23 protein-coding genes are annotated in these 26,681 nt (G+C 62.9%); 8 read left to right on the top strand and 15 right to left on the bottom strand.

Features of this window, described 5'->3' with window-relative positions:
* Positions 1 to 134 precede the first annotated feature (134 nt).
* Positions 135 to 752, top strand: a complete 618-nt coding sequence (locus EBBID32_RS17835) for a sulfite exporter TauE/SafE family protein (RefSeq protein ID WP_006962512.1) — start codon at positions 135 to 137, stop codon at positions 750 to 752.
* On the opposite strand, the gene EBBID32_RS17830 is transcribed toward EBBID32_RS17835, so the two are convergent.
* From EBBID32_RS17830 to EBBID32_RS17810, 6 genes are all read right to left on the bottom strand, one after another.
* The gene (locus EBBID32_RS17830; RefSeq protein ID WP_156022606.1) at positions 720 to 1,268 is read right to left on the bottom strand and encodes a transposase; all 549 of its coding nucleotides are present in this window, start codon (positions 1,266 to 1,268) and stop codon (positions 720 to 722) included. The two genes, EBBID32_RS17835 and EBBID32_RS17830, sit on opposite strands and share 33 nt — an antisense overlap.
* Positions 1,269 to 1,835: 567 nt before the next feature.
* Positions 1,836 to 2,696, bottom strand: coding sequence for an SDR family oxidoreductase (locus tag EBBID32_RS17825; RefSeq protein WP_006962508.1), 861 nt, complete (start codon positions 2,694 to 2,696; stop codon positions 1,836 to 1,838).
* Between the two features lie 24 nt (positions 2,697 to 2,720).
* Complete coding sequence (locus tag EBBID32_RS17820) at positions 2,721 to 3,233, bottom strand: hemerythrin domain-containing protein (protein ID WP_037491591.1); 513 nt, start codon at positions 3,231 to 3,233, stop codon at positions 2,721 to 2,723.
* A 106-nt stretch (positions 3,234 to 3,339) separates the two neighbouring features.
* Positions 3,340 to 3,822 (bottom strand): DUF421 domain-containing protein, encoded by a 483-nt coding sequence (locus tag EBBID32_RS17815; protein WP_006962504.1) that lies wholly within the window; start codon positions 3,820 to 3,822, stop codon positions 3,340 to 3,342.
* Positions 3,823 to 3,886: 64 nt separating this feature from the next.
* A complete protein-coding gene (locus tag EBBID32_RS24240; protein WP_006962501.1) occupies positions 3,887 to 4,153 on the bottom strand; it encodes a hypothetical protein in 267 nt (88 codons plus the stop codon).
* A gap of 189 nt (positions 4,154 to 4,342) precedes the next feature.
* Positions 4,343 to 4,912 carry a CinA family protein gene (locus EBBID32_RS17810; protein WP_006962499.1) on the bottom strand — a complete coding sequence of 190 codons (570 nt, stop codon included), beginning with the start codon at positions 4,910 to 4,912 and terminating at the stop codon, positions 4,343 to 4,345.
* Positions 4,913 to 5,324: 412 nt separating this feature from the next.
* Here EBBID32_RS17810 and EBBID32_RS17805 point away from each other — a divergent pair, with 412 nt between their 5' ends.
* Positions 5,325 to 5,591, top strand: a complete 267-nt coding sequence (locus EBBID32_RS17805; protein WP_037491589.1) for a DUF2171 domain-containing protein — start codon at positions 5,325 to 5,327, stop codon at positions 5,589 to 5,591.
* Between the two features lie 209 nt (positions 5,592 to 5,800).
* Here the strand turns inward: EBBID32_RS17805 and EBBID32_RS17800 are convergent, their stop codons facing one another.
* From EBBID32_RS17800 to EBBID32_RS17790, 3 genes are all read right to left on the bottom strand, one after another.
* Positions 5,801 to 7,483 carry an AMP-binding protein gene (locus EBBID32_RS17800; protein WP_006962493.1) on the bottom strand — a complete coding sequence of 561 codons (1,683 nt, stop codon included), beginning with the start codon at positions 7,481 to 7,483 and terminating at the stop codon, positions 5,801 to 5,803.
* 74 nt (positions 7,484 to 7,557) lie between these two features.
* The gene (locus tag EBBID32_RS17795; protein ID WP_006962491.1) at positions 7,558 to 9,360 is read right to left on the bottom strand and encodes a TonB-dependent receptor; all 1,803 of its coding nucleotides are present in this window, start codon (positions 9,358 to 9,360) and stop codon (positions 7,558 to 7,560) included.
* Positions 9,357 to 9,593, bottom strand: coding sequence for a hypothetical protein (locus tag EBBID32_RS17790; protein WP_037491587.1), 237 nt, complete (start codon positions 9,591 to 9,593; stop codon positions 9,357 to 9,359). The genes EBBID32_RS17795 and EBBID32_RS17790 overlap by 4 nt, the downstream gene beginning before the upstream one ends.
* Positions 9,594 to 9,751: 158 nt before the next feature.
* Here EBBID32_RS17790 and EBBID32_RS17785 point away from each other — a divergent pair, with 158 nt between their 5' ends.
* Complete coding sequence (locus EBBID32_RS17785) at positions 9,752 to 10,657, top strand: helix-turn-helix domain-containing protein (protein ID WP_006962488.1); 906 nt, start codon at positions 9,752 to 9,754, stop codon at positions 10,655 to 10,657.
* Positions 10,658 to 10,693: 36 nt separating this feature from the next.
* Here EBBID32_RS17785 and EBBID32_RS17780 read toward each other — a convergent pair whose 3' ends face one another.
* From EBBID32_RS17780 to oxdA, 3 genes are read right to left on the bottom strand one after another with little or no spacing between them, the layout of a single operon-like run.
* Positions 10,694 to 10,930: a hypothetical protein gene (locus tag EBBID32_RS17780; RefSeq protein WP_006962485.1), complete on the bottom strand. Its 237-nt coding sequence runs from the start codon at positions 10,928 to 10,930 to the stop codon at positions 10,694 to 10,696.
* A complete protein-coding gene (locus EBBID32_RS17775) occupies positions 10,930 to 12,444 on the bottom strand; it encodes an amidase (RefSeq protein WP_006962483.1) in 1,515 nt (504 codons plus the stop codon). The genes EBBID32_RS17780 and EBBID32_RS17775 overlap by 1 nt, the downstream gene beginning before the upstream one ends.
* Before the next feature lie 13 nt (positions 12,445 to 12,457).
* The gene (gene oxdA, locus EBBID32_RS17770) at positions 12,458 to 13,528 is read right to left on the bottom strand and encodes an aliphatic aldoxime dehydratase (RefSeq protein ID WP_006962481.1); all 1,071 of its coding nucleotides are present in this window, start codon (positions 13,526 to 13,528) and stop codon (positions 12,458 to 12,460) included.
* Positions 13,529 to 13,848: 320 nt separating this feature from the next.
* Here oxdA and nthA point away from each other — a divergent pair, with 320 nt between their 5' ends.
* The 5 genes from nthA (at position 13,849) to galA (ending at position 20,235) form a co-directional block, all read left to right on the top strand.
* Positions 13,849 to 14,472 (top strand): nitrile hydratase subunit alpha, encoded by a 624-nt coding sequence (gene nthA, locus EBBID32_RS17765; RefSeq protein ID WP_006962477.1) that lies wholly within the window; start codon positions 13,849 to 13,851, stop codon positions 14,470 to 14,472.
* Positions 14,473 to 14,504: 32 nt separating this feature from the next.
* Entirely contained in the window at positions 14,505 to 15,137 is a 633-nt protein-coding gene (gene nthB, locus EBBID32_RS17760) for a nitrile hydratase subunit beta (RefSeq protein WP_006962475.1), read from the top strand.
* Between the two features lie 11 nt (positions 15,138 to 15,148).
* The gene (locus EBBID32_RS17755; protein WP_006962473.1) at positions 15,149 to 16,324 is read left to right on the top strand and encodes a GTP-binding protein; all 1,176 of its coding nucleotides are present in this window, start codon (positions 15,149 to 15,151) and stop codon (positions 16,322 to 16,324) included.
* A gap of 285 nt (positions 16,325 to 16,609) precedes the next feature.
* A complete protein-coding gene (locus EBBID32_RS17750) occupies positions 16,610 to 17,353 on the top strand; it encodes a copper homeostasis protein CutC (protein ID WP_006962467.1) in 744 nt (247 codons plus the stop codon).
* Positions 17,350 to 20,235: a beta-galactosidase GalA gene (gene galA, locus EBBID32_RS17745; RefSeq protein WP_006962465.1), complete on the top strand. Its 2,886-nt coding sequence runs from the start codon at positions 17,350 to 17,352 to the stop codon at positions 20,233 to 20,235. Before EBBID32_RS17750 ends, galA begins: the two co-directional genes overlap by 4 nt.
* A gap of 16 nt (positions 20,236 to 20,251) precedes the next feature.
* On the opposite strand, the gene EBBID32_RS17740 is transcribed toward galA, so the two are convergent.
* The 3 genes from EBBID32_RS17740 to EBBID32_RS17730 are packed head-to-tail and all read right to left on the bottom strand — an operon-like array spanning position 20,252 to position 26,663.
* Positions 20,252 to 22,159, bottom strand: a complete 1,908-nt coding sequence (locus EBBID32_RS17740; RefSeq protein WP_006962463.1) for an alpha-L-fucosidase — start codon at positions 22,157 to 22,159, stop codon at positions 20,252 to 20,254.
* The gene (locus EBBID32_RS17735) at positions 22,156 to 24,417 is read right to left on the bottom strand and encodes a hypothetical protein (protein WP_006962461.1); all 2,262 of its coding nucleotides are present in this window, start codon (positions 24,415 to 24,417) and stop codon (positions 22,156 to 22,158) included. The genes EBBID32_RS17740 and EBBID32_RS17735 overlap by 4 nt, the downstream gene beginning before the upstream one ends.
* The gene (locus EBBID32_RS17730; protein ID WP_051093376.1) at positions 24,414 to 26,663 is read right to left on the bottom strand and encodes a GH92 family glycosyl hydrolase; all 2,250 of its coding nucleotides are present in this window, start codon (positions 26,661 to 26,663) and stop codon (positions 24,414 to 24,416) included. Before EBBID32_RS17730 ends, EBBID32_RS17735 begins: the two co-directional genes overlap by 4 nt.
* Positions 26,664 to 26,681 lie beyond the last annotated feature (18 nt).

Genomic DNA, 26,681 nt, shown 5'->3' with positions numbered 1-26,681 from the left:
CCATGCCGATCCCTGTTCAGACCTACCCGGCCACCTCTCGAGTGCGTTAGCCGTCGCTGCCAATGCCGGCGCAAACCTCATTCCTCATGCACGTCAGGGCACGATCAAATGGCGTTGCGCGGGCGTGTATACGCTTGCCGACGTCCACGGGGCGTACGGGCTCCACGCTTGGCAAGGCGTTCGACGGCCAGCACCTGCTCATTTTGTTCGCGATCCTCATGCTAGTGGTGGGCGCGCTGATGCTGCGCAATCGCGACAATCTGGGCCGACGTCCGGTGCCGGCGCCAAAATGCCCCCAAGGTCATCGCCGATGGCAGCGCGACGGGGCTATTTTTTCAGGCTTCTTCGGCATTGGCGGCGGCTTCCTGACCGTCCTTGGCCTCATGGCATCGACCGGCATGCCGATGATCAATGCGGTTGGCTCCTCGCTTGTGGCCGTCACCGCCTTTGGCCTGACGACCGCGCTCAACTATGCGTTTGCCGGTTTGATTGACTGGGGCCTTGCTGCGCCGTTTATCGGCGGCGGCATCGAAGCGGCTGTCGACCCACAAAGCCCTCCTGAACCGTTTATTCGCGGCACTCATCTTCTGCGTCGCCCTCTATATCTTCTGGAAAAGCTGGTTCACCCTTTGATGCCCGTCGTGGGAGTCCAATGCAAAAGCAGGAACCGGGTCGATAGATCGATCCCTGCGCAATGGCCTGATCAGGCCATCATGTTCCTAGGCCGTGTGGACGAATTTGATCAAGCATAGACCGGCGGCGAAGCTGACGATTGACCTGTAGTTTTCGGCGGTTTTCTTGCATTTGAGGGCGACGCGCTTGAAGCGTTTGAGGCGGCCGAAGCCCTGCTCGATCCGCCCGCGCGCCTTGTAGAGCGTCCTGGCGAAGAAGGTGGGTTTGTTCTTTTCGTTGGCCTTGTGCGGGATGACCGGGGCGATGCTCCGCGCCCTTGCGGCAGCCCGGTTGGCCTTGCTGGAATAGCCCTTGCCGGCAATGGCGGCGCGCGGGGATATGTCTGGCCCAATCGACCGAGCTGGGGCGAACGAGAACCACTGTGACCTTGTTCTGCCCCTCGCTCGCTTGCTACGGGGGCGTGTCCAGCCCATCGAACGGGCTCCAGAAGGCGGCCAGCGAGAGGAAAATATTCTCCGAATAACGGTCAGCGATGCTGGCGCAACCAAGAGGGCGAGGGTGAGGAACGCCGGCGCGATCAGGAAATTACGCAGCCAGCGCTTATAGGCGTCACGCAATCCGAGTGCTTCTGTCATGTATCCGCCGCGCCCCACCGCACCTCACGAACGAATATCACCTTATTCATGAACGTGGATCGGGCAGCAACATGCAATCATGAAATGGCTCTCTTTGTGAAGATACAGCGATATGCCAAAGATATTATTGATCGACAACTCGGCCAGCCACGAACATTCATCTGCGCATTTTCTCGGCGCGATCCACTGTTTCCGATGGTGCGCACTGGGCACCTGCTATGCATTTGATCCACTTGTCAGCATACTGTAGGATGTCCGCCATCCAGGCGGTTTCTAGATCGAAGCGGACGGTCGGCACCTGAGGATCACAAGTCGGCTGCTAGACGACCGACTTGGGTCGACTCTTGCCGGAAGCGAACGCCGGATCATGGGCAGGATCGTCACGGCTGATAGCGTCGTCGCGCGCGATCCTCGCCATTCGAGTTAGGCATGGGCGACGGGAGAAGAGGAGCGGCCACCGAAGGAGCCGACAACACGATCAAGGTCTTATAAATGACGAGGTCACGTGTGTGACTATGCCCAAGCGGCCAAGTTTTGCACCTCCGCTTCATTTCAGCTTCTCGGGAGTTACATGAATGGACGACCGCCAGTTACCGGCACGGTCGCCCCGCTCATGTAGCTCGCCTCATCGCTTGCCAGCATCACATAGGGCGGTGCCAGTTCGCGGGGCTGCGCGGCGCGGCCGATTGGCGTGTTCCCACCGAACGACTTCACGGCTTCGGGCGGCATGGTCGAGGGGATTAGCGGCGTCCATACTGGCCCCGGCGCCACACAGTTCACGCGGATATTCTTGTCTGCCAGCATCTGCGCCAGGCCCATCGTGAAATTCTGGATCGCGCCCTTGGTCGTTGCATAGGCGAGCAGATGCGCATTGGGCTGGTCGGCGTTGATCGAGCTGGTGTTGATGATCACCCCGCCATCCTCAAGATGGGGCGCAGCGGCCTTGGAAAGATAGAACATCGCGTGGATGTTGACGGCGAAGGTCCGCTCCCACTCTCGATCGGAAATGTCGCCAAGTGCCTCGAAGCTCGCCTGGTGGGCGGCATTGTTGACGAGGATGTCGATGCCACCAAGCGCTTCGACCGCCTTCTCGATGATCGCCCGGCAGTGCTGCGCGCTGCTGATGTCGCCCGGCATCAAGACGGTCTTGCGACCGGCCGCTTCCACCCACTTCTGCGTTTCGCGGGCGTCCTCTTCCTCCTCGCTGAGATATGATATGAGGAGATCGGCGCCCTCCCGCGCATAGGCGATCGCCACGGCCCGGCCGATGCCGCTGTCGCCGCCCGTGATGATCGCACATTTGCCTGCGAGCCGGCCGGACCCGACATAGCTCGTTTCGCCATGATCGGGCCGCGGCTTCATCGCATCGGTATTCCCCGGCATCGCTTGTTGCTGCTCAGGATAGGGCGGCCGGGGATAGTCGGTCATGATTACCTCCTATAAGGCAGGGCGTCAGGCGGAAATCAGATGCACGGCGGTGGGCTGCGCCAGCGGCAGACCGGCTGATTTTGCCTGCGCCATCAATGCTTCCTTGCGCGCCAGCATCTGGTCACGCAGCGCGACGAGATCGACGTCGGCCTTGCGACACTGAGCGAACATGCCCTCCGAAGGCATCTCCTCCTCATGGACATGATGCTTGATCTCCTCGGAGAGCACCTTGACCTTGGCATCATAGAAATCGTCTGCGGGGCTGCCGGCCTCGATATCATTCACCAGAACCTTGGCTCCGTCATGCTCGACATAGGCCTCATCGAGCGTGTCGTCCTCGATCTTGCCGCGAAAGGCGGGGTAGAAAATCTCTTCTTCGATCAGTGTGTGGACCTTGAGCTGTGTGCAGATCTCGTGAGCGAGATTCTGCTTGCGGCTAGATGAGCTGGCATTCTCGAACTGCTCGAAAAGAGCCTCCACCGTTCGGTGATCGGCCTTGAGCATGGCAATAGCGTCGGTGAAGCTTTCACTGGGCATGATATCCTCCTTTGGAATGCTGCCCCAGAAATGGGCGGATGGCCCCATCCGTTCCCTGCTAACGACTCGCAGCACGACGAAATGCGAAGAATTAACCCCGATCAACTCATGTCACTTTTTCGTCGTCTTCCTGTTTCGTGGTCTGTTCTTCCTTTCGGGCGATGAAGCTGATCTTTCCATTGGGTTCGAGGATGGCCCAGGCAACTTCGGCAATTCGGGCGATGCCGGCCAGTCGCATCTCGATTTCGACTTCGGCACGGGTGATCCGGTCACGGCGCATATTGGCTGCGATCAACTCCCCATCCTTGACCAGCACGCGCGGAACCCCCTCGAGCCATCGCTCGGCGCGTGGCGAGAGATAGGTGATCCAGCTCAGGGCCAGTGCCCAGAAGGCGATGGTAGCAATGGCAAGCGCCGCGCCCGTCATGCTGAGGTCGTTATGCGTGATGCCCTGCTGGACGAGGTCACCCATGACGATCAGCAGCACCAGCTCGAACGGCGTGACCTGGCTCAACTCCCGCTTGCCCAGCAGCCGGAGCAACGAATACATGATGAAGAACATCACGCTGGCGCGCAGGATGATGTCCATCAGGGCAGGACCTTGATCCGGACCGGAACGGTGGCGAGAGCGGTTTCGCCATCAAGCGCCGTGATCATGCCGCTGGTGCCGGCGAACAAGGGTGGATTGATCTGGCCGTCGATCTTGAAGCGAAAGGTTTCTCCCGCCTCGGCGCGGCCGAAGGAAAGCGGTGGGAAGCATCCTTATGGCTTTCCTCGCCCGCGGCCGGCATCATCGTGTTGATCGTCATTTCCCGCCATAGTCCATCCGACATTGCAATGACGAGATCACCCACGGGTCGGCGCGGCGTTACTTCGACGATGGTTTCAAAGGCCATGCCATTTCGCAAGGTATCGGGCATTCGCACCGCCAGAGCGGCAGAATCGCTGACCGTTCGTCGCATAGTCGCGGGTTGGCCTGCGAACATGCCCAACAATCCGCTGGCGAGAAGTGCCGCCAGGAGGAGCAGCGGCCAGGGATTGGCACGTCGGCTGTTGCTCTCATGCTCCTGAGTGATGCCGTCCGGTGTCCGAGATGCCATGGCCATATCTCAAGCCGCTTGCGGCGGGCAATCCGCCACGGCGGGCAGCATATCGCCCAGCATCGCGAGCGCGACGCGCAGGGATTCGATCCGCGTGGCCCCGCGTCCGATATCACCGAAATGCTTCAGGCAATGGCGCGTTTCTGCTGCATGTCCCGCGCAGGCAAAATGGACGAGGCCAGGTTCGTCGTCCGGTGCGCCGGGACCGGCAAATCCGGTGATCGCGATCGCAAGCTGCGCCTTTGACCGGCGCAGCGCCCCCTCGGCCATAGCGCGCGCGACCGGCTCGCTGACCGCGCCGCAATCCTCTACCAGCGCCTGGCTGAGTCCGAGCAGATCGCATTTGGCATCCTTGCTGTAGACGATGAAACCGCGATCGAATGCGTTGCTGGCCCCTTCGATATCGGTGAGCAGCGATGCCAGCAGCCCGCCGGTACAGCTTTCCGCCGTCGCGATGCTGAGTGCGGCCTCCTCCACGCCTTCCAGCAAAGATATGGCGGCTTGAATGATGTCATCGGGCAATGCCGGAGACAGTGTCCCGGCATCGAACGCCTGCTTGCTCTTGTGCCCTTGATCCATCGTCCAATATCCTGCGATGTCAAAACACATATTCCCCTGCCAGCGTTCCCGAACCCAAGGGCAGTCTGCATCTTCCCTATCCAGGAATGCGACGACACGAGCCTTCCCTGGGAAGGATGGTGCGCAAACATCGGCACGGTTCGGCGCTCGGCACGTTTCTGTAGCGTGGCCGAGTGACACCGCCGCCACCCAACCAGAATGAGCGATCATCTCAAAAGGAGTAGGATCTTATCCGATGTCCGCGCCGACGCGCCGGTGAACTGATAGCCTGAGTATCGAGGGAAGGAACCGATGTTTCCAACAACGGTCGCATCGACTTCCGGGATGCCGGCCGAGAATGACAATCGGTCGCTACTGTCAAACCAGAGGATTATCCGCCCCAGCGGTGACGAACAGCAAAGGAGCAAAGCACATGGCCGATCTCAATCTAATCAAAGAGCATATGGAAATCATTGGCGCCGATGGCGTCCATATTGGTACTGTCGATCATGTCGAGGGTGACCGGATCAAGATGACCAGGGCCGACAGCGGGTCCCATGGTGACCACCATCATTATTTCTCCGGCGGGCTCGTCACGGCCGTGGAGGGAAATCAGGTGCGCCTGTCTGCAGCCGGATCGGCAGCGTTACTGCTCGAGGAAGAAGAGGGCGGCGAGCCTCTCACCGACAGGCATGACTGACAAGGCGGCGCGCCTATTCGATATTTCGATGAACCGCCAAGGCGTCCAGTCGGCGGCTGGGCTGCGGACTATTCCCGCTCCGCAGTGGCTGACCGATTTTTCCGCCATTCGGGCATCGGTCGATCCAAAGACGCCGCTCATGCGTGCAATTTCCATCCCAAAGAGCAGACCATCTCCTTTCCCGCGAGGCTGCATATGATTTTGCATGGTCACATAATTCTTGAAACTGCCGCATCACGTTCAGCCATCATAATCTCGCGCATGGCGAATTTCTGAATCTTGCCGGTAACCGTCATTGGGAATTCCTGGACGAACCGGATGTGTTCGGGAATTTTATAGTGAGCGATCTGGCCTCGGCAGTGATCGCGTATCGTCGTTTCGGTGAGTTGTGTATTACTCGTTCGTATCCATGCGCAGACGGTTTCGCCCAGACGATCGTCGGGGATGCCGAATATCTGCGCTTCCTGGACATCGGGATGGCGGTGCAGAAATTCCTCTATCTCGCGCGGATAGATATTCTCGCCGCCGCGGATGATCATGTCCTTGGCGCGGCCGGTAATGCGGACATAGCCATCCTCGTCCATCGTTGCCAGATCGCCCGAATGTATCCAGCCACGCGCGTCGATCGCCTCGGCAGTCCGGTCCGCATCCTCCCAATAGCCGTTCATCAGGCTATAGCCGCGGAATAATATCTCCCCCTGGACGCCGCGCGGAACCACCCGCCCACGGCCATCGACGATCTTGGCCTCGACAAAGTCATGGACCCGGCCGACCGTTTCGACGCGCCGTTCTAGGCTGTCCCCCGGCATGGTCTGGAAACTCAGCGGACTGACCTCCGTCATGCCATAGCCGATTGTGATATCGCCCATGTGCATCTGTCCGATCACCCGCTCCATCACCTCCACCGGGCATGGCGCGCCGGCCATGATCCCGGTGCGCAGAGTGGACAGGTCGAACGCTGCAAAGTCGGGATGGTCGAGTTCGGCGATGAACATCGTCGGCACGCCATGCAGACCGGTACAGCGCTCATCCGCTACTGTTTCCAGCACGATAGCGGCGTCGAAGGCTTCGCCCGGAAAGACCATGCAGGCGCCATGGGTGATGCAGGCGAGTACCCCCAGCACCATGCCGAAACAATGGTATAGTGGCACCGGGATGCAGAGCCGGTCCTGTTCCGACAAGAGCATTCGGCGGCCGGAATAGAAGCCGTTATTGAGGATATTGTGGTGGCTGAGCGTTGCCCCCTTGGGCGAGCCGGTCGTGCCGCTGGTGAACTGGATGTTGATGGGGTCTTCGGGCTGGAGGCTGCTCGCCAGTGCATCGAGCGCTGCGTCGCTATCGGGGGTAGCAAAGACCGCGACCGCATCGAACGGCAAAGCGCCTGCCATCGCGCCGTCACCGATGGTGATGAGCCATTCCAGTTCCGGCAGGCGGGCGGCGCGTAGCGCGCCGGGCGGGGTTTGCGCCGCTTCCGGCGCCAGCTGAGCGATCATGGCGCAATAGTCGCTGGTCTTGAACTGCTGCGCGAATATCAGTGCGCGACAGCCGACCTTGTTGAGGCAATAGTCCAGCTCGGCGATACGATAGGCGGGATTGATGTTGACCAGGATCAGCCCCGCCTTGGCCGTAGCCAGCTGGGTGACGACCCATTCCAGATTATTGGGCGACCAGATGCCGACGCGGTCGCCCGGTTCCAGACCCATCGCCAGCAACCCGCTGGCAAAGGCATCGACACGCACAGCCAGCGCCGCATAGGTCAGCCGGACACCCTGATGGCGCACGACGATGGCTTCGCGATCACCGTGCCGCGCGGCGATGTCGGTGAAGGCTGCCCCGATCGTCTGGTAGAGCAGCGGGTGGTCGCTGCATCCCGACACATAACTGGCCGTCATTTGATCCTGTCCTGCTGCTATTGTCATTGTCATGTCGCACCGACGAGGATGGCCCCGTCAGTGCGACGGTTGGATCAGAAGCGGCGGCGGAACGTCACGCCGTAGGTGCGCGGGGCGCTGTAATTGCCCTGGACGAAACCGGCCGCGGCATTGGCGTCACCGCTGAAGATGACCTGCTTGTCGCTCAGATTCTTGCCCCAGAGTAGCAGGTCCCAGTTTCCGTCGCCATTTTCATAGGCGATCTGCGCGTTGAAGATGCTGTAGCCCTTCTGCGTCAGCCAGACCGAGTTGATGTCATCATTGTAGATCTTGCTATTGTAGGACCAGTCGCCGCGCAGGCTGACATCGCCCGAAAGCGCCGGAACCGGGATACGGTAGTCGAACCCGGCGCTGGCCGACCATGCGGGCGAGTTGGACAGGGTGTTGCTCATCCGCACCTGAAATTCCGGCCGGACGAGCGAGGAGAGCGGCAGCAGCTTGGTATAATGGGTGTCGAGATGCGCCAGCGAGGCGTTGAGCGTCAGCCGGTCGGTCGGCTTGGCCGCCAGTTCCGCCTCAAACCCCTTGATCCGCGCATCGCCGCCATTTTGCGTGCCCGGCGCGAAATCCTCGATCACGGTGATCTGGATGTCCTGATATTTGGTGGTGAAGGCCGCAACGTTCAGCCTGACCTTGCGATCGAGCATCTCCAGCTTTGTGCCGACCTCGAAGGTCGCGAGCTTTTCCGGGGTGAAGGCCAGGACATCGGGCCGGGGGGCGACGGTCCGGGCGTTGAAACCGCCGCCCTTGTAGCCGCGCGAATAGGAGCCGTAGAACAGCACGTCGCGGGAGAGTTTATAATCGATGCTGAAGCGTGGCGACACGTTGGAAAATGTGTTGGTGACGCGGCCATAGGGCACGGTGCGCACGCCCGCAAAGGCTCCCCCTGCGGCGGGATCATAGATGAAGTCTGGCAGCAGCGATTTCTTGTCATGGGTATAGCGGACGCCGGCCGTGATCTTGATAGCGTCCGACAGCTTGAAGGATGCCTGGCCGAAGGCGGCGTAGCTGCTGTTGTCGGCGTCGGATTTCAGGATGATCGTGCCGATCGAAGGCGGCAGGGCGCAGCGATAGTCGTCGACTGCGCTTTCCTTGAAATAATAGGCACCACCGATATATTCCACGCGATCCGAGAAGGCTGACCCGACCAGTTGCCCTTCCTGCGAGAATTGCTTTTGCTGGAAATTGCTGAAGCAGTCGACGACCTGGAGGGGGCTGTTGTCTGCATCGCGGTTGAAGCTGCCACTGACCTTGCGAAAGGCGGTGATCGACTTGAAGGTCAGATCGTCCGCCAGCTTCCATTCGGCGGTTCCGGCAAAGCCGGTAACGTTGAGATTGGTGCCATTGGGACCAGTCTGGTAAGTGCCGCGCTTGTTGCCCGGCGCGACCACCCAGCGATCGTCATAGCGGACGCCCGTGCCATAGCCGGGCACGTCGATGACCGCAGCATCATTGGCATTATAGGCGGCCGTCAGCGTGCCATCGAGCGGCACGGCCAAAGCGGCTGACGGGACCGTCGCCTCCCGTATGCGCGAGACATCGGCGGTCAGGTAGAGGTTGAAGGCGTCTGATGGCGCATATTCGATCGCCAGTCGACCCGATCCGCGATTGACGTCGCCGGGCGTGCGCTGGCTGCGGTTATTATGGGCAGGCGCGGGATAGTTGGCCGCCAGCAAATGCGACCAGCCGTCTGCGCGCTTGTAGCCAAAGGTCAGCTTGGTGCGCAGGACGTCGGAGATCGGCGTATCGATCGATCCGCGCATTTCCATGCGATCATAATTGCCATAGGTCGCCTCCAGCGAGCCTTCCGGGGTCGAAGACGGGCGCTTGGTGGTCACGCTGATCGCACCGCCGATCGTGTTGCGGCCGCCAGGGCGATCAGCGATATCGACAGATGAGCATTGGTATGGCGCAATTTATCTTCCCCTTTTTGATCAAATGGTCGCGATCTGATGCAATCCGAGCGCGAGATGTTCTCACCCGCCGCAACGATAATCGCGGCACCCTGCGAATATTTCTGTTGTGTTTTTTCAGGTTGGCGCGGGAGCTGGAAATAAATTCGCATTTTCATGCGATCATTTGCCTTTCCCGCGATCTATGGAATGCCGCACTCTTGCGGCAAGATATTACCCGCTCTTGCGCACTCTTTGTCATTTCCTGCTCGATTATGACGGCGCGCTTGTGCCGCCGCTCACTCTGAGTCTTAATCGGGCCATGGGGTAGCAAGACATGCAGCTGAACAGTCATGGAGACAGGAAATATATAACCGGGCGGCGGCTTTCGGACGTTGCCGAATGGTCGGGTCTGCGCCTTGAACTCTGGCGACATGAGGCCGGGGGGCTGGCCGACCTTGGCCTGGAATGTACAGAGATCGGCATCCTCCTGTCTGGGCAGCTCAGCGTCCGGCGGACCGGCGATGGCCAGACGCAGGAGGCGTTCGCCCGTCCGGGGACATCCTGGATCTGTCCGTCGGGCACCTATGAAAGCGACATTCGCCTCTCCGCGCCGATGGACGAATGCCTGCACATTTTCCTGCCGCCAACCTTGCTGGAGCGCGCGGCGCTGGAAGCCTATGAGATCGATCCGGGCAAGGCGCGACTGGGCTATGCCGGCGGCCTGAACGATACGCTGCTGGTGCAGATCGGCACGGCCTTCCGATCGCTACTGGAACGTGGACCGGCCCCTACCGATCGTCTGCTTGTCGATGGCATGCGCACGACGCTAGCAGCGCATCTGGTCAGCCAATATTCCGCCGATCACTGGCGCGCGCCCGATATGCAGGCTGCGCGCACGCTCGATCCGGTTCGGCTGAAACGGGTGGTGGACCTGATCGAACACAAGCTCGACGCTGAACTATCGCTGGAGGAACTGGCAGCGCAGGCATGTCTCAGCCCGTTTCACTTCACCCGCCTGTTCCGCCGCGCGACCGGGCTGACGCCACATCGTTACGTGATGGAGCGGCGCATCCAGGTGGCGCAGGAACGGCTGGCGCTGGGGCGGCTGGCGCTGGTGGAGATTGCGCTGGAAACGGGTTTCGGGTCGCAGGCGAATTTCAACCGGGTGTTCCGCAAGGCGACGGGCATGTCGCCCGGCCAGTATCGCAAGCTGCATTGCGTCGCTCTGTGCGCAACCTGAAAGGGATCGGCACCCTTCAGGCACGCCGATCCTTGCTCAATTGGCGATACAGCCATCATCCCCCAATTGGCCGATCCGTCGCAACAGCCGCGTGGCCACCGATGCGCGGATCGGCTGTCCGCGCCTGATCTTCACCCATGTGTTGACGCTGATCCCCAGCGTTTCCATCAGATAATCAGGCTTCTGGCTTTCGAGCCTTGCCGCCAGCCTATCCGCGATTCTTGGGTCGATATGCGCCATGCGCTGCGGTGTTGCGGCCTGTCCGACCGACATCACAGCGCTTCCCAATCGACTGCCTGCTCATAGGCGGCCGCAGCCTGATAGATGATGCTTTCGCCATGATCGCGCGCCACCAGCATCAGGCCCACCGGCAGCCCATCGACCGTGCCGCACGGCAGCGACATGGCCGGATTGCCGGTGACGTCGTAGGCGGCTGTATTGCCGATCATCTCCAGCGCGCGGGCGACGATCTCGGCCACGGACGCATCGGCGGCTGGCATTTTCGACGCGACGATCGGCAGCGTCGGCATCAGCAGCAGGTCATAGGCGTCAAAAAGCCTTTCATAGCTGCGCTTGACCCGCAGGCGGATATTCTGCGCCTTGGCATGGTAGCGCCCGCCAAAGGCACGCCTGCCATATTCGCCGACCATCATGCACAATTTGAGCGAGGCGGACAGCGCATCGGCCTGATCGCGCCAGCTGCGGTGCCGGTCGATCAGGGCGACATCCTGCAAGCCGATGCTGTTATGGCCGCCACCATTGCCGAGCATCATCTGCGCCAATAGTCCTTCGCAGCCGATCGGTGTCCAGAGCGTGGTCGCAAGGCTATGATCGGGAACGGACAGGGGTGTGACGGCAGCACCCAATCGCTCCAGCGTGCGGGCCGCAGCCCGGACCTTTTCCGCAACTTGCGGCATCATGTTGGGCAGCGCGAAGCCCTCCTCCACCAGACCGATCCGCAGCCCTCGAACCCCGCGATCGAGCGCAGCCGAATAGTCCTCTGCAGGCGCACCGCGCTGGCGCGCGTCCATGCCATCGGGACCGGCGATGACTTCGAGCAGCAGGGCATTGTCGCGGACGGTGCGGGTGATCGGGCCGCAATGGTCCACCGTCGCCTCGATCGGCATCAGGCCGGTATAGGGCACCAGCCCATGGGTCGGCTTCATCCCCACGACGCCGCAGAAGGAGGCCGGGATGCGCACCGATCCGCCCTGATCGGTGCCCAATGCCATGTCCACCTCGCCCGCCGCGACCAGCGCGGCACTTCCCGACGACGATCCGCCGGCGGAATAGCCTGATCGGCGCGGATTATGGACAGGTGCCGGATCGGACGTATGGCTGCCCCCAGACAGGCAGAATTGCTCGCATGTCGCCTTGCCCAGGATCGTGGCCCCGGCGTCCAGCGTGCGGGTCACGACCGTGGCGTCGAAGCTGGGCACAAAGCCCTCCAGCGTTGCCGATCCGTTCATCATCGGCACACCTGCGACGTTGATATTGTCCTTGATCGCGATGGTCCTGCCATGCAGCTTGCCGGTCGGGGCGCCCTGCACCATGGCCTTCCAATACCAGGCGTTGCCGCATGTCTCCTCGCCTTCCGGGCGATGGCCCGGCGCGCGCGGATAGCGCAGCTGCGGCACTTCGTCGGGCAGGTCGTCGATCATCTGATAATCGGCAAGGAAGCCGCCAATCAATGCATGATAGTCCTGCACCTGATCGGGCAGCAGGGTCATGTGCAGGCTGGTGGCGATATCGGCCAGTTCGGCCGTGGATGGCATGCGGACGGTCATGGATGATCCCCGATCAGTTGGCATCGGCGCCGATGCGGGCGTCGCGCATCAGGCCGCTATTGGGGTGGCAATGGATATATTCATAATATTGGTCGGCGGCATCGACGACCAGCACCTCATGATAGAGCCGGAGCTTCTCAAGCGAGGTGGCGACCCGGAAGAAGGTGACGAAGATGCGCAAATGGGTCGGATGCGATTCCGCCCAACGCTCCAGCAGGTCGAGCGACCGCCAGTGGCCCAGGTCGAAGCTCTGGTCGACCGGTCGCCCGTCCAGATCGATATGCCGGACATAGCGGTTGGAATAGCAGCCGATGCTGGCACCCTGATCGCGCAGGAAATCCATGCCCGCGCGCAGGGTCGGCTCGATCTCCTCCAGATACAGGGTGCGCTCTTCCGCTCCGGCTTCCTCCCAATCCTGTCCCGACCGGATCAGGCAGAGATTGTCATGGCCGCCAATGACGACCCGGCCCCGTGCCTGCGGATCACCGGCGACGACGCACAGCTCGCCCTTTGCCGCCAGCCAGTCGGTCTGCGAAGCGGCCATGCGGTCGCGCATCGACCCCCAATAGCCATGTTCCTCAATCTCGTCGCTGACACGATCCATGACCGCGCCGACGCCGGGCAGCGCATCGCGAAAGGCATAGAGCGTCTCGAACTGATCGACGCGCGGGGCCAGTATCTCGCGAAAATAGCCCAGCCCGTCGGACAGGCGCGCGTCGGACTGCCACCAGTCCCGCACCGGCGCGGCATCCTGCCAGCGCGCGAACGCGGCGGGATCGGTCCAGTAGGCGATGGCCATGCGATTGTCATAGCCATCGGTGTCGGCATAGTCGACCAGGTCGAAATGACCCGGACCGTCCGTCGCCTGGAACGTGGCGACGATGTGCCGCAGCGCGTCCAGCGAAGCGGCGTTGGCAAGACCATCACCGCTTTTCGATTGCACGCCGAAATGCCCCATCACCACCTGTTTCAGCGACGGATCGGCACGCGCCACCCACATGGGGAAAGGCGGAACATAGTCGGCCGCGACCCGGCGCGAGAGGCTGCGCGGGCATTTGAGATGGGTATCGATTGCGGATTCCATGTCGCCGATGGTCCTTTCCGGGCGCGAACTGAGCCTTCCACCGGCCGGTTGATCGGTACGCGGAGGGGCATGGACCGATCATATCGGGTGGCCTCGCCAGATATTGCCAAGGCTTGCGAAGTCATTGGCATATCTTGCTATTCATCCCGTCGGCCTGCGTTTCCGCAAGATGTGCCAACAGCTCCGCAGGATCGGGCAATACGTGCCCCCGTCGGGACGTCCAGTCTCCTGGCGATACCGGCGCAGGCCCGGTGACCTCGCCCGAACTGAGGTCCGCTTGCCGCCATATCGACCTGATCTCATCGAGAGAGGAAAAGGGAATGTCCGTCGGGGTAAAAGATATGCATGACAACCGGCCCGGTCTGCCGTTGCAGGCACCGGCCGAAGAGCGCGCCCGCGCTCTCTATCAGGTTTTGAAGGATAAGGGCGTTGCAACGGACGGCTTTGTCGAAGGGTGGCAGAAGGTGTTCGAGGAGGATTTCTCCCCCCGGCGCGGCGCAGAACTGGTCGCCCGCGCCTGGACCGACCCGGATTTTCGGGATCTGCTGCTCAGCGACGGCACGGCGGCGGTCGGGCAATATGGCTATCTGGGGCCGCAGGGCGAATATATCGTCGCGCTGGAGGACAGCGCCAGCGTCAAGCATGTCGTCACCTGCACCCTCTGTTCCTGCACTGCCTGGCCGATCCTGGGCCTGCCGCCGACATGGTATAAAAGCTTTGAATATCGGGCGCGCATCTGCCGCGAACCACGCAAGGTGCTGGCCGAAATGGGCACCGTCATCCCGGCCGACGTCGCCATAAAGGTTTATGATACGACCGCCGAAACGCGGTACATGGTCCTGCCCGTCCGCCCCGCAGGAACCGAGGGCTGGAGCGCCGAGCAGCTCGCACAGATCGTCACCAAGGACTGCCTGATCGGCGTCGCCCTGCCCAAGGCAGGCTGAACCCCCACGACTTCTAGCAAAGGACAGACATAATGGACGGTATCCATGATCTCGCCGGGATGCAGGGCTTCGGGCGGGTCGACCACATTGCCGACGCGGATGTTGGTGGCCCTTTCCACCATGACTGGGAGGCGATCGGCTATGGCGGCATTTTCCTGGGGGTGGAACAGGGCATCTTCAGCATCGATGAAGTGCGCCACGCGGTCGAGCGGCTGGAGCCGCTCTATTATCTGATGACGCCCTATTATGAACGTTATGTCGTCGGCGTCGCCTCCCTGCTGGTCGAAAAGGGGGTGTTGACCCAGGAGGAGCTGGTACAAGCGACCGGCAAGCCTTTCCCGCTTGCCCGGCCCGCTTTGTCGCAGGGGCGTGCGCCGCGCATGGATCGCACCATCTTTGCGGTCGGCGATCGCGTCCGGGTACAGGATGATCATTTTGCAGGCCATGTCCGCTATCCCGCTTATTGTCGCGGCAAGGTGGGCACGGTCACGCATCGTACCGGCGCGCAATGGCCCTTCCCCGACGCGATCGGTCATGGCCGCAACGACGGCGGATCGGAACCCACGCTCCATGTCGAATTTGCCGCGGCCGATTTGTGGGGCGACGATACCGATGCCGCTGCGGTGATCGTGGATCTGTTCGAGTCCTATCTTGAACCCGCCTGAGCCATATCGGCATGGATGACACACGCCTTCCCGTAACCGTCCTCTCCGGCTTTCTGGGCGCGGGGAAAAGCACTTTGCTCAGCCATGTCCTGAAAAATCGTCAGGGCCGACGGGTCGCCATCATCGTCAATGACATGAGCGAAATCAATATCGACGCGGCCGACATCGCGCGCGATGTCGGCCTCAGCCGATCGGAGGAACGGCTGGTAGAAATGACCAATGGCTGCATCTGCTGCACCTTGCGGGAAGACCTGCTGGAACAGATCGCTACTCTCGCAGCGGAGCAGCGGTTCGATTATCTGCTGATCGAATCGTCGGGCATTTCCGAACCCCGGCCGGTCGCGGAAACCTTCACCTTCATCGATTCTGCGGGTCGGACGCTGGCCGATGTCGCGCGGCTGGACACGATGGTGACGGTGGTGGACGCGCTCCATTTCCTGCGTGACTTTCACGCCGGCGATCGACTGGAGGCCGGCTTGCAGGATGATCGCGACCTCTCGCAACTGCTGATCGACCAGATTGAATTTGCCGACGTCATACTAGTCAGCAAAGCCGACCTGATATCCGTGGACGCGCTCGACGAATTGCTGGCGATCCTGCGGTACTTCAATCCTGTCGCCACGATCAGATCGATGCAGATGGGTCAGGTTCCGCTGGACTGGATTCTCGATACCGGCCTTTTCTCTCTCGAACGGGCGGAAAGCGCGCCGGGATGGCTGCGGGAATTGCGGGGGGAGCATGTCCCAGAGACGGAAGAATATGGCATATCGTCCTGCGTCTATCGCGCTCGCGCACCCTTCCATCCGATGCGCTTTCAGGACTTGCTCACAAAGCCCTGGAGCAATGGTCGTCTGCTTCGGGCCAAGGGCCATTTCTGGAATGCGGCCCGCTTCACCGAAATCGGCAGCATCTCCCAGGCGGAAACCCTGATCCACCAGGGCTATATAGGACGATGGTGGAATTTTATTCCCCAGATTCACTGGCCCGCAGATGAGGATCGTCGCAGCGCGATCCTGCGACAATGGGAAGAACCGGTGGGCGATTGCCGGCAGGAACTCGTCTTTATCGGCCAGGATATCGACCGCGAGACGCTCTTTGGGCAATTGGACGCCTGCCTTTTGACGGTCGCGGAGATTGCTCTTGGGCCAGATCACTGGAAAGACCTTATCGCCGGTGTGGATGATTGAGGTACACTAGCCCGCCCTGCGGAAGGGGGCGTGCGTGCTGTAAATGGGAGCCTTTGGCGGGAATATGTCGCCGTCCGAGGTTGGAAGTTGCTTCAACGAAGAGGATGACTGTCTCGATCAGCCCCTTCGTCAGCGGATGACGCACGACATGATAATGCGGGGCATGGACCATAGCACGGCATGTAAAGCGCCTGTCGGCTGCTGAACCGGTGCAGCCTGCGCTTGCACTGGCGTCGCGACTGGCTCTAGATACTTGTCTGACATATTGTATGTGATGGGGCGCTGATGATCAGGCGAACACTGGAAATCTGTGTCGAAACATTGGCGGACCTGCATGTTGCGCTGGCTGGCGGCGCGGACCGGATCGAATTGTGCAGCGCGCTGGCGGTCGGTGGCCTGACGCCGTCCGCTGGGCTGGTTGCCCAGGCCGTGGATGCCGTACGGCAACGGGGCAAGAACATCCGCGCCATGGTGCGCCCGCGCGATGGTGATTTTGCCTATGACGCGACCGATCTTGCCACCGCGCGGGCAGAGGGCTTGGCGCTGATCGGGCAGGGCGTGGACGGACTGGTGTTCGGCGCAGCGCAAGCGGGGCGACTGGACTGCACGGCGCTGGCCGACTGGACCGCCGCGATGCGACAGGCCCGGCCCGACATCGGCCTGACGCTGCATCGCGTCATCGATCTTGTCGATGATCCGGTCGCTGCCGTCGATCAGGCGGTCGATCTGGGGTTCGACCATATATTGACCTCCGGCGGCGCGACACGGGCTATCGACGCCCTGCCGGTCCTTGCCGCGATGCAGGTGCGCGCCGCCGGGCGGATCAGCATCATGCCGGGCGCTGGCGTGCGCGCTGCCAATGTCGTCAGCATCATAGCGGCCACCGGCGTATCGGACGTCCACGCCTCGGCCAGCGAAGAGGCGCAAGCGACAGATGGCCGTGCGCTCGCCCTGGGATTTGCGTTGGGTAACCGGCGCCGCACCTCGCTTGCGCAAGTGCGCGCCATCAGACAGGCGATCGACCGGTGATCCGCCTCCATCGCCGCGAAGCTCTGAAGCTGGGGCTTGCTGCGGGCCTGCTGCCTGACGTCGCGACCGCCCGCCCTGCGCCCGACGCATCGCCATTGCTGCACGGACTTGGTCCCCGGGATGACGCGCCCTGGCACCTGCCGCAAAGCGATCCGTCGCGCCTGCTGCTCGATGATGGCTGGCGCTTCCACGAAGGCGATATCGACGTCCCGTCGCCGGTCGGTCACCACCTGACCTATTTGTCGGTGAAGGCAGGCAATGCCCGTGGCCCGGCCGCGATCGACTGGGACGATGGCGACTGGCCCATGGTGCGTCTGCCCCATGACTGGGCGTCTGCCCAGCCCTTTGTCCAGACCGCCAATGTCTCGCAAGGCTATCGTCCGCGCGGCATTGGCTGGTATCGCCGTACCTTCCGGCTCGACCCGGTCGACCGGGACAAGCGGCTGGAACTCCATTTCGGTGGCATCGCGACGCAGGCGACCATCTGGATCAATGGCAGCGTCGTCGCGCGCAATTTTTCCGCCTATAATGCGATCATCATCGACATCACCCCCTTCGCCCGCTTTGGCGAGGAGGATAATGTCGTCGCCATCCGCGTCGATGCCAATGCGATGGAAGGCTGGTGGTATGAAGGCGCAGGCCTCTATCGCCATGCCTGGCTCGCCAGACGCCCCGCCGTCTCGATCGCCACGGACGGCGTGCATTGCGATCCCCGGCAGGAGGATGGCACGTGGCGCGTCCCCGTCACCCTGACCGTAGAGAGCATCGCGCGCGACCCGCGTTCGATGCGCGTCACTGCCGTCCTGCGCGACCCGGCCGGGCAGGAGGTCGCCCGACAGCAGGCGATGCTCGACATACCGTCCCTTAAGCAGGCCAGCGTCGCCCTGACCATCCCGGTCGCCGCGCCTCACCTCTGGTCGGTTGCCGATCCCGCGCTCTACAGCGTCGATATATCGCTGGATGGGCCGGACGGCTCCGACCGGCGGATCATCCCCATCGGCTTTCGTACCATTGCATTTGACGCGGACCGGGGCGTCCTGCTCAACGGTACGCCCGTCAAGCTCAAGGGCGTCTGCCTCCATCTCGACCATGCCGGGGTGGGCGTGGCGGTGCCTGACGCGCTGCTTGCCTGGCGGCTGGCGCGGCTGAAGGACATGGGCTGCAACGCCATCCGCTGTTCGCACAATGCCCAGGCGGACGAATTCTATGTCTTGTGCGACCAGATGGGCTTTCTGGTCATGGACGAAAACCGCATCTTCAACCCCGCGCCGGAAAATCTGGCGCAGCTGGAATGGCTGGTCCGCGCCCATCGCAACCATCCCAGCATCATCCTGTGGTCGGTGTTCAATGAAGAACCGATGCAGGGGACACGCGCGGGGGTGGAGATGGTCCGCCGGATGCGTGCGGCCGTTCGCGAGCTGGATGACAGCCGCCCGGTGACGGCGGCGATGAACGGCTCCTTCTATGATCCCGACAATGTGTCGCAGGTCGTCGATGTCATGGGCTTCAACTATTATCCCAATGATTATGACCGGTTCCACGTCCTGAACCCGCGCCAGCCGATCACCAGTTCGGAAGATACAAGTGCCTTCATGACGCGCGGTGCCTATGCCAGCGATGCGCGCGCGCATGTCAGCGCGTCGATGGATGAGGAAGCGGCAGACTGGGGTGCCACCCACCGCAAGGCGTGGAAGGCGATTGCGGAACGGCCCTTCGTTGCTGGCGGCTTTGTCTGGACGGGGTTCGACTATCATGGCGAACCGACCCCCTATGAATGGCCGACCATCGCCAGCTTCTTCGGCATTCTCGACCTGTGCGGCTTTGCCAAGACGGCCTATGATATCCGTCGCGCGCAATGGATGGATGACCGTGCCGTCGTGGGGGTGGCGCCGCACTGGACCTGGCCGGGTCGTGAAGGCCAGCCCATCGACCTGCTGGTGACGTCCAATGCGCCACGGGTGCGGGTGCGCGTCAATGGCCGGATCGTCGCGGACCAACCCTGCGACCGGATCATGGGCGTTGCCGTCAGGACCAGCTATGAACCCGGCCTGCTGGAAGTGGAGGCGTTGCGCGATGGCCAGGTCGTCGCGCGTGCCGCGCACCACAGCGCCGGACCTGCCGTAGCGCTGCGCCTCACGCCAACACGCGCGCATCTGCGCGGCGATGGAGAGGATGTCCTGGCTATCACCATCGACGCTATCGACGCACGCGGTCACCATGTCCCGGTCGCGCAGAACCTGGCGCACTTCACCGTCACGGGCGCGACCCTGATCGGCGTGGGCAATGGCGATCCCAATTGCCATGAAAGCGAAAAAGCACCGGAACGATCGCTGTTCAACGGCCTCGCGCAGATGATCGTGCAGGCAGGCACGGGCCGCGGGCAGATCAGGGTAGAGGCGCAGGCGGACGGCTTGCGCCCATCGCGCCTGATCCTGCCGCAACTGGCCGTTCCCATGCGCGCTTCGGTCGCCGCGCTGCCGCCCCGTACATTGGTCGGCGACTGGCGGCGTTCGCCCGTCTTTGCCGATCGTCCTGATCCCGCGCTGCGTCCGGCAGATGGCGACAATAATCTGTGGGCTTTCGTGCGCGCAGGTACGCCAACCCCGGCCGACATCGCGCCGCAATGGCGCATATATCGGGCGGCGTTGCCACAGCGCAAGGCGATCATCGCGCGCGGTGGCAAGATCAGTTTCGCGGCCCTTGCTGGACAGGTCGAACTATGGGTCGATGGTCGCCAGCTGGTCAGCCGGAGCAAAACGACGTCCGGCCCGCTGGTCGCTGACCTGCCGTCCGGTGCCAGGGACTTGGTGCTGCTCGTCCGTTCGGACGCCGGGCAGCTGTCCGGCCTGCTCGGCCGGGTGCAGGTGGAGGCGCGGGACTGACATCCCGCGCCACGCCTTACCGGAACGCACCGATCGTCGCGATCGCAATGGCGGGTGCGGGCACCGCCGGGCGCGGAAAGCGCAGCCGCAGATAGCGTGCCGGTCGCGGCGTTGAAAAGGGGATGCGCTGTGTCGCGCGGGCATAGTTGATATTCTGGAACTCGCCTTCCTCCGCCTTGCTCCAGCGTTGGCCATCGGCACTGGTTTCCACCACGTAGCGCGCAGGCGGCGCGGCCTGCGGATCGACATGGCGGGTCGGGGTCAGTGTAAACCCGGCCAGCGTCTCCGCCTTGCCCAGGTCGATGGTGAGTGTGGCCGCGGCAGGGCTGGTCCAGGCGGTCTTGGCGTCGTCGTCCAGCATGGCCTCGCCGCCCGGCGCGCTGGCGGCGATGATTGTCCACCCGTTACGGGCAATGATGCTGGGGTCGCTGACCCGTGCCGGGGGCAGGGTGATCGGGGCGACCGACAGGAACAGCGCAAATTCGCGCAAGGTCGGCCCGGCCTCCGCCGCCACGGCCCGGAACCGTATCCGTCGGGGCGAAACGGGCGCGGGCAGCCGGACCAGCCTTTGCGGCCCGACCATGTCCTTGCGGGCGACCTCCCGCCAATCCTGCCCGTCATCGGCAATATCGATGGCAAAGCTGGTCGTCCGCAGCCCCAGTGGCAGCCATTCCTGCAAGCGGATCGTGTCGAACCGGGTGCCGGGTGCCAGGTCCAGCGTCAGGCTGGCGTCCCGCTCATCGGCGGGCGCACACCAGAAACTCTTAGGATTGCCGTCGATGGCATGAGCGGCAGTGCCGCCAATGTCGGCGCTGGCGCTCGCCACCGCGCCCCGCGCCAGATCGGTGGCGAAACTCGCGCGCACCGCGTCGCCGAACGCAGTCAGGCTGGCGACATCGCGATCGGCAATCCGCCCGCGCCGGTCGGGCGGCAGGTTCAGGTGGAATGTCGTGCCATGGCCGATCGACTGGTCGAACATCGTCATCAGCTTTTGCGGCGTCTTGACCTGTGCATCCTCGTCCGCATGATAGAACCAGCCGGGCCGGATCGACACATTGGTTTCGGCTGGCCACCACAGCGCGGCACCCCGTACCCCGCTATTGCCCTTCACCTGATCATAGGGTTCATCGGGCATGGTCGGCCAGCACGGGTCACCAGCATGACCATCCTCATTGCCGACCCAGCGTATGTCCGCCCCCAGCGGATCGAAAGTGCAGGCATCCGGTTGCAACTGGTGGACCAGGGCGACGATGGCGGGCCAGTCATAATAGGCCGGCGCGTCGATCTTGCGCGTCTCCCGTGCGCCGCCATAATAGCCGTCGCCGCCATTGGCGCCATCGAACCAGACCTCGAACAAATCGCCATAGCGGGTGCATAATTCGGTCAGCTGCGCCCGGTAATAATCGATATAGGCAGGCGTCCCATAATCGGCGCGGTTGCGGTCCCATGGCGACAGGTAAACGCCAAAGCCGATCCCGCCCCGGCGGCAAGCCTGTTCCAGTTCGCCCACTATGTCGCCTTTGCCGCCTTTATAGGGGCTGGACCGGATACAATGGTCGGTCAGCAAGGTCGGCCACAGGCAAAAGCCGTCATGATGTTTGGCGGTGATGATCAGGCCATTGAGGCCACCCGCCTTGGCCGCCGCGACGATCTGGTCGGGGTCGAAATCGGTGGGGTTGAACAGTTTGGGGTCCTCGTCGCCATAGCCCCATTCCTTGTCTGTATAGGTGTTGATCGAAAAATGGACGAAGGCGTACATGCGCCGGTCATGCCATTTAAGCTGCCGGGGCGAAGGCGTCGCGCCCCATGGCGCTGGCGGGACAGGGGCGGCAATGGCAGTTGCTCGCCTATGCGGCGCGCAGGCGGTGGCCCCGGCCATCAGCGTTCCGGTGATCAGGGTGCGGCGAGTGATATAGGCGGTCATGGTGTGGCTCCGGCAAGGGCGGCTTGGTTTAAGGGTTGTGGGATCAGCCACACTTCGGCGATCTGGCGTCCGCGCCCGCCGCCGCCAATGCCGGGCGGGCGGGTCCAGCCAAGGTCAAGCGTCCCACCGGCGGTCAGTACTTGCGGGATGGCCAGTTCGACGCGCTGCGGATTGCTGCTGCGGGTAGAAGGCGCGGGCAGGGGCACACCATTGGCGGTCAGCGTCAGCGGCAGGACATAGTCCTCCCCCGCCCATGTGTAGCGCAGGCGGTAGGCCCGGCCCTTTTCCAGCCCCTCATAATGGAGCGTGAGCGGCTGCTCATACAGTGCCTCGGCATAGCTCAGTTCCGCCATGCGCCAGCCCTCATTCGGGCTATGTGCAGCGACCCCGTCGATCGCGCTGCGCCACAATTGCGGATCGTCGGGATAGCCCGGCCCGCGCACCAGATGCGGCTCATTGCCCGGATCGCCCAGATCGTCATAGAGCGCGAAATCCGCCATGCCCCAGCGGTCCCCGATCGCGACCAGCGCCTTGGTCCGCTCGGCCGGGTTCGGCAGCGCCAGCGCCGCCTGCATGTCCCGCTCCACTGCCACCCGGTCATTGAGATCAATCATCGCCCGGTCCAGATTGGCACCCCGCCGCCAGTGCGATGCGCCATGCCGTTCGACCGAAAGCTGGACCCCGGCCTTCGCCCGTAATTGATCCGCCAGAACCACCAGTCGCTCATACAGCGCCGCAACCCGTTTCATGTCCATCCGCGCATAGGCAAAACGCGCACCCGCCACGGCGGCGTCTGGCCCGACGCCGGGTGCCTGCCGCAATGCATAAAGCGCCTCCGCCTGCCGCGCCCGCGCGCCCGTCAGCCGTGCGCGCACCAGCGCGTCATAGACCGCGCGATAGCGATAAAGATCGGCCTGCCAACTCGTTGATTTGATGCGATCAACAGCGTCCAGCGTCGCATCAATCCCGACATTGTCCGCCGGATCACCCCGCCAGTTCGCCTCCAGCATCGCCGGGATCGCGGCAAAGGCCGGGTCGCCGATGTAGAAGCGCGAATATTGCGTCGCTATGTTCGGCTCACTGTCGGCCTTCCATCCCAGCGCCAGCCACTGATGCACGTTCCAGTCGTCGTTGACCCCTTCGGAATAGGTGACCGCGCCCGATGTACCGGGCGACAGATGATCAAAGGCAGCCCGCATCGCGGCCGGTCGCGGATTGACCGTCTCGCGTCCCTGCGTCAGCGCGAAGGCCGGGTGCCAGTCCGGCACCGGCAGCTGTGCCTGCATGGCATGGGCCGTATCGGGATAGAGTTCGACCGGATATTGCCCGCCGATCCGACGCAGGTGCATCGCCACGCTCTCCCGCGTCTGTGGCCCGACGAAGATGCCGCTCAGCCAGCGCGGACGCTTCGCCAGCTGCGCGTAAAAAGTGTCCAGTCCCGCCGCATCGAACCCCTGCGTCGACAACAGTAATTCGGCCCTTGGAAAGCGCGCCCGCAGAACACCTGCCAGCCTTTGGGCAAGCGGGAAAAGCCGGTCAGGCGGGGTATGGCCGGGATCACCACCCGGAATATAAAGCGCATCGACCTTTGGCAGGCTGCGCAAGAGCGCATCAAGCCGCCCCGCCTCGGCAGCGTCTGCCGCGCCGCCGTCATAATCGTCCAGCGCCGGATAGAAAATCGCCACGTCCAGACCCAGCGCTGTGGCTGCCTGCGCCATGGCAGTGACCGCCTTTTCCGGCGGCACGGGCATCAACGGCGACGTCGGCGCATCGTCGGATCGCGGCGCGATGATCTGAATGCGGTTCACACCCCACAGCGCGAAATCCTCGATCCGTCGGCGCAGCATCGCTATGGTCCAGGCGTCATAGCTGTTATTCTTGAAACGATAGCCGATCTGCGTACCCCGCACTGCTTGCCGGGGTTGCTCCACGACCGATGCGTCAAGCTTCAGTTGCAGGCCGTCGGCATGGCGCAATATCCAGCCCGCGGCATAGACAAGACCGCGCGTAGCTTTCGCCCGGATAATAATGTCATCACCCTGCCGTTCGATGCGGAAAGACTCTTTCGCCATCGCGGACGATGAGACCATCCGCACATGCACCCTGCATCCCGCCGATCGCGCCCCGCGTTCCGCCAGCCTCTGCCGCAACAGACCAGCCGCTACCCGATCACCCTCAACGCAGGCCAATTGAAGCGCGACCGGCGCGGGCACTGCGCCGGTCGCGGTCGCCAGCATCAGGGCGGCGACTAGGCTCATGCGGGTCGGCCGGGGCAGTCCTCGACCCGCGCGGCAAAATTTTTGTTCGGCGTGTCGCTCATCTCGAACCGCAGCGTGCCGCCCCTGACCAGATCGGCATGGGCGATCCAGCATTTCGTCCACGGCTGCCCGTTCCAACTGATAGCACGCACATAGGGCGTGGCGGCGCTGTTCCCCGGTGCCTCGATCACCAGCTTGCGGCCTTGGCCCAGCCGCACGCTTGCCCGCTCGAACAGGGGACTGCCCAGCACATAGGTCGCGCTGACCGGATCGACCGGGTAGAAACCCAGCGCCGACAGGATGAACCAGGCGCTCATCTGCCCGCAATCGTCATTGCCGATGATGCCATCGGGCGCGGCCCGGTACATTTCCGTCATCAGCCGCCGGACCATCGCCTGTGTTTTCCACGCCGCGCCGCAATAGGCGTAGAGATAGGCGACATGATGGCTGGGTTCATTGCCATGAGCATATTGGCCGACCAGCCCGCTAATATCGGGCGGCGCGCCTTCGGGCAGGGTGGAATCGGCGGTGAAGAGGCCGTCCAGCTTGGCCTCGAACGCGGCGTCGCCACCCATGGCCGCGATCAGGCCATGGACATCATGCTGATTGAGGAAAGTCGCCTGCCAGCTGTTGCTTTCGGTGAAGTCGCGCCACTTCTTTGAATGACCAATGCCGTTGGGGGCAAAGGGCTGTGCCCACCGCCCGTCTGCCAGGCGCGGCCGGGCAAAGCCGGTTTCTGCGTCAAAGACATTGCGCCAATTGCCGCATCGCTGCCGCAGCCGTGCCGCCCGGTCGCCCGCGCCGGCCGCGTCGGCAATGTGCGCAGCGGCATAGTCATCATAGCTATATTCCAGCACGCGCGACACGCTTTCAAAAATGCGGTCGGCGGGGATGAACCCCATCTCGTCATATTCGCGAAGGCCCAGGCTGTTGTCCAGGTGCGGGATCGACCAGTCGAACAGCCGCTTCTCGATCCCCGGCCATGCGGCGGCATAGTCGGCAGGGATGCCCTTGGCCCGCGCTTCGGCCAGTACTGCGACGCTGTGCCATCCGATCATGCAGCCGGTCTCCACCCCCTGCAATGGCCAGACCGGCGGGCCGAACGGGCTTTGCTGGGTCTGGCGGATCAGGTCGGCAGTGAATGCCGCGGCGTGTTTTGGCCGGATCAGCGTCTGGAGCGGGTGAAAGGCGCGATAGGTGTCCCATAGCGAATATGCGCTATAGGCTTGCGCGCCATCGGCCAGCCGATGGACCTGCCTGTCGAGACCAACATAACGCCCATCGACGTCCGAAAACAGCGTCGGCCCCAAACTGGCATGATAGAGAGCGGACGACAGGATCGTCCGCGCCTCCGCCGCGCCGCCCTGCACCTGTATGTGGCCCAGTTCCGCGTCCCATGCCCTCTTCGCGGCGGCACGATAGCGATCGAAATTCCAGTGCTTAGCCTCAGCCTTCAGATTGGCGATAGCACCATCCCGATCGACCGCCGATATGCCGCAGCGGACAAGCAAGGGGCCAGCGCCCGCATCATCATAATGCAGTACCGCCTTCAGCCGCTTGCCGGTTACACCGGTGGCGCCTGCGGGTGCATCCTCATCACCGAAAAATTCGATTCCGTCTGGCTGCCGGGAAAGCTGCATCGCAAAGAATATCCGCCGCCCCTTGGCCCAGCGGAACACGCGCCGCGTGCCGGTCAGCATCATGCCGTCCCATGCCATCGCTGCCTCGTCGATCAGCGGCGTTTCGCCCGGCCCTTCCATGACGAGGTGGCTCATGTCGATCAGTATATGACCCGGCCCTGCGGGAAAATGATAGCGATGGATGCCCGCGCGCGGCGTCACCGTCAGTTCAGCGCGCACCCCGCTTTCCAGCACCACAGCATAATAGCCCGGTTCGGCCTGCTCACCGCTGTAGCGCTGCCGATAGCCTTCATCCGGCTCGTCGATCGGCCCCGGTTGCAAGCGCACAGGGTCGCGCGTCGGCACGACCAGCACGTCCAGCATGTCGCCGATCCCGGTGCCCGACAAATGGGTGTGCGAAAAGCCCAGCAGCGATGCGTCGCCATGATGATAGCCCGAACAGGTGTCCCAGCGCGCCGTGTCGGTATCGGGCGACAATTGCACCATGCCAAAGGGCATCGACGCGCCGGGAAAAGTGTGACCATCGCCGCCTGTGCCGACGAACAGGTCGGGCGGGGTCGCGGCGACCGGCGCGGCATCCAGCTGAAAGGCTCCGGCCAGCGTCATCGCGCCACTGCTTGCCAG

The organism is Sphingobium indicum BiD32 (assembly GCF_000382885.1).
GTDB classification, from domain to species: Bacteria; Pseudomonadota; Alphaproteobacteria; order Sphingomonadales; family Sphingomonadaceae; genus Sphingobium; species Sphingobium japonicum_C.
The sequence above is the reverse complement of the archived record's forward strand: the minus strand, read 5'-3'. Positions and strand labels throughout refer to the sequence as shown.